At 38.2% G+C, this 3,377-nt stretch carries 4 protein-coding genes; 1 reads left to right on the top strand and 3 read right to left on the bottom strand.

Annotated elements, in window-relative coordinates:
- Positions 1–152: 152 nt before the first annotated feature.
- The 3 genes from KHW44_RS07645 to KHW44_RS07635 form a co-directional block, all read right to left on the bottom strand.
- Complete coding sequence (locus tag KHW44_RS07645) at positions 153–527, bottom strand: GNAT family N-acetyltransferase (protein ID WP_304067979.1); 375 nt, start codon at positions 525–527, stop codon at positions 153–155.
- A 21-nt stretch (positions 528–548) separates the two neighbouring features.
- Positions 549–2,069: a YifB family Mg chelatase-like AAA ATPase gene (locus KHW44_RS07640; protein ID WP_294684081.1), complete on the bottom strand. Its 1,521-nt coding sequence runs from the start codon at positions 2,067–2,069 to the stop codon at positions 549–551.
- A 188-nt stretch (positions 2,070–2,257) separates the two neighbouring features.
- Positions 2,258–2,869, bottom strand: a complete 612-nt coding sequence (locus KHW44_RS07635; RefSeq protein ID WP_294684080.1) for a glutathione S-transferase family protein — start codon at positions 2,867–2,869, stop codon at positions 2,258–2,260.
- A gap of 220 nt (positions 2,870–3,089) precedes the next feature.
- Here KHW44_RS07635 and thiS point away from each other — a divergent pair, with 220 nt between their 5' ends.
- Positions 3,090–3,287, top strand: a complete 198-nt coding sequence (gene thiS / locus KHW44_RS07630) for a sulfur carrier protein ThiS (protein ID WP_002835868.1) — start codon at positions 3,090–3,092, stop codon at positions 3,285–3,287.
- Positions 3,288–3,377: the final 90 nt, after the last annotated feature.

Genomic DNA, 3,377 nt, shown 5'->3' with positions numbered 1-3,377 from the left:
TTTTTCCCACTCTTCACGTGTAACACCGTATTTCATACTGTCGTAATATGTGCCGTTCCAATATCGAACTTTCCTGATTCTTGCCTCTTGTATGAATCCGATTTTTTCTGCAGCCTTCATCATTCGTGGATTGCCGCTAAAAGTAGTCAGTCCTAGATGTTGATTTGTGGATTATCATTGAACACTTCGCTTGTCCACAATTTGAGGGCTTTTGTTCCTATGGATTTGTTCCAGTAATTTTCGTCGTAAATCACAATCCCTATCTCCATCCATCTAGTTTTCTCATCAACCCAATTTTGAGATACCATACCAACGACAACACTATCTACTAATATAGCTCTGCAATTGGGTTGTTGAAGATATTTCCAAATACCAGATTTTTCAAATGACTCTAAGCTTTCATAATGAACATAATCTTCAAAATACGGTCCGTTGAACTTGTTCCACTCGGGTGATTCTTCGCAAAATCCATCTCTCCATATCTTTTCCTTGTGCTTATCGTCAAATCTCTCTAATTGTATTTTCATCTTCTCTCCTTTTCATCATGTCTACCCCCAGTATTTCTGATCCACTGTTCTATATCTGATGGCTTCCATCAAATGCTTGGCTTCGATGTTTTCTTTTCCATCCAAATCCGCGATTGTGCGTGATATTTTGAGGATTTTGTCGAATGATCGTGCGGAGAATTTGTATTTATCGAATGCCAACTGTATGATGGAGTTTAGCTCGTCGTTTAATTTGCAGTATTTTCTAATTTGTCGGGTGTTCATTTGTGCGTTGGTTGTGATGTTTTCTTTTTCGAAACGTTGTTTTTGGATTTCTCGTGCAGCTTCGACTCGTTTTTTGATTTGTTCTGATGTTTCGCACTTTTCATCTGTTGTGAGTTCGTCTAATTTTACTGGCGAAACTTCGACGTGGATGTCAATTCGATCGAGTATCGGACGGCTGACTTTGTTCAGATAGTTTGCGATTTGATTTTGTGAACAAGTGCATTCGTGATTAGGATCGCCGAAGTATCCGCACGGACACGGATTCATTCCTGCTACAAATAGGAAGTTTGCAGGATATGACAAGGACGCGTTGACTCTTGTTATGGTTATGTTTTTCGTTTCGAGTGGTTGGCGCAACACTTCTATTGTCGATTTGGAAAATTCTGGAAGTTCGTCCAAGAACAATGCTCCATTGTGAGCGAGGCTGATTTCCCCTGGTTTTGGAACTCTGCCGCCACCTATCAAACTGACTTGACTTGCGGTATGATGAGGCGAGCGAAATGGTCTTGTGGTTACGATGTTTTTTTCTCCGAGTAATCCTGCTACGGAGTAAATTTTCGTGGTTTCCATTATTTCATCGAAGCTCATGTCAGGCAAAATCGTGCTGAGTCTCATCGCAGACATTGTTTTGCCGCTTCCAGGTGGCCCAATCATCAACAAATTGTGAAATCCCGCCGCAGATATTTCCATCGCTCTTTTTAGAAATTTCTGTCCTTTTATATCCGAAAAATCAACGTCGTATTGTATTTCTTGCTGCATGATGTCAATATCATCCAGAATTTTAGTTTCTTGTTCGCCATTCAAAATCCTGATGATTTCATCCAAGCTTTCCACAGCTACCTTCTCAATTCCTTTGACCATGCTGCATTCTTGTGCGTTTTGTTTTGGTATGTAAACTCTTTCGTATCCCAAATCTTTCAGTGACAACACCATGCACAACGATCCATTCACGGGATTTAATCTCCCGTCTAAGGATAATTCTCCAATAAACGCCCATTTTTCTGAAAAATCTTCTACAACTCCCATTGATTGTAGAATTGCCATGGCGATTGCAAGATCTAGCTGAGATCCTTCTTTTCTCAAATTTGCAGGTGCCAAATTAATCGTGATACGTTTCACAGGAAATCTGATTCCAGTGTTTTCAATCGCAGAGCGCACTCTTTCCTTGGATTCTTTTATAGAAGTGTCGGGAAGACCAACAATGTTAAACGAACGCAGACCATTCGCAAGGTCACATTCGCATTCCACGACATACCCGTTCAACCCTTCCAAACAACACGTGTTTACTTTCGAATACATAATTTCTCCTTGTTACCTAATTATTAATGTGATTTCTATCGAAAAATGTACAATCAAGTCTATTGATTTGATATTGCAACAGACATTAATCATCAAACAATTTTATACAAACTTATTATATATATTATATCACTGTATTTGGACAAATAAAAAAACGGTGCAGACAAATCTACACCGATACAATATTTTTATTCTTGTGATTTTTTCACGATTTCTTGTACAACATCGTCCTTTTCAATTTGCTCTGAAACTCTCTTGATATTTGGATATTCTTTCCAAGATTTTGGAGTCATTTCACTCCAACGAGTAAGAATATAAACGTAAGGATCTAATACTGTTTTCTTATTTTTGTAAACGTGATCGCCTTCTCCAATCAAACGGTCCAAATGAGTCATCATTTTGTCGATAGTTTCAAATGATTTTTGTTTGATTTTATCAATCTCTGCTTCGTCAGTTGATGTTGTCAAGCCAGCCGGTACGAACAACGCTTCAAATGCTGGATGAAAATCTCCAGTCATAAAAGCCATGATTTCATCGAATTGGAACTTGTCTTCGGCGCTTTCGTCAGCTCCCAAATCTTTTTCAGGGTATTTGTTCAAAATGTAGCGAAGAATCGCAGCTAATTCGCTTCTGACTATGCCTTCTCCAATGTCTAGTGCTGGAACTGCTCCCAACGGATTGATTTTTCTGTATTCATCTGTTCCAAGTTGTACCTTTTCTACTTCATAATCTGCGCCTGCCCATTCCAAAGCAATCCAACAAGCAACAGCGCATGTACCTGGTGCGTAATATAATTTCATAACATTCCTCCTTTTGTTTTACTGTAAATTGTATACCCTTTATTCTTTTTTAATAATCAAATTGATTGGGCAAATTTGAAAATTTATGGGACAAATTTCTCGGATAAATTTTTGAAAATTCAAATTAATGTGCTATAATAATCACAGAGTGTTTAACACGAAGGGGTACACCACCGCGGGTGTAGGTTTCCTTCGTGTTATTTTTTTTAGGGGGTGAAATATGATTACTGTAAATTCTGTCAAATATCCATTCGAAGAAAATTCTTCTTTGAGAAAAGTTCTTGAAGATTTGAACTTCAATGTGGAGTTAACGGTTTGCGAAGTGAACAAAAACCTCGTCAAAAAAATCGACTACGATAATTTTATCGTCACTGATAACGACGAAATAGAGGTGTTTTCATTTGTTGGAGGAGGTTAAAATGCAGGAGATTTTTAAAAGACAAATCCCCGAACACACAGACATTTTCAGAAAATCCAAAATTCTGATCCTTGGCTGTGGTGGTTTGGG

The sequence above is a fragment of the Finegoldia magna genome (assembly GCF_018371055.1).
Lineage (GTDB): Bacteria > Bacillota > Clostridia > Tissierellales > Peptoniphilaceae > Finegoldia > Finegoldia magna_I.
The sequence above is the reverse complement of the archived record's forward strand: the minus strand, read 5'-3'. Positions and strand labels throughout refer to the sequence as shown.

Coding starts and splice junctions, on each gene's coding strand:
- KHW44_RS07635 (WP_294684080.1), bottom strand. CDS start 2,869: ATGAAATTATATTACGCACCAGGTACATGCGCTGTTGCTTGTTGGATT.
- KHW44_RS07640 (WP_294684081.1), bottom strand. CDS start 2,069: ATGTATTCGAAAGTAAACACGTGTTGTTTGGAAGGGTTGAACGGGTAT.
- thiS (WP_002835868.1), top strand. CDS start 3,090: ATGATTACTGTAAATTCTGTCAAATATCCATTCGAAGAAAATTCTTCT.
- KHW44_RS07645 (WP_304067979.1), bottom strand. CDS start 527: ATGAAAATACAATTAGAGAGATTTGACGATAAGCACAAGGAAAAGATA.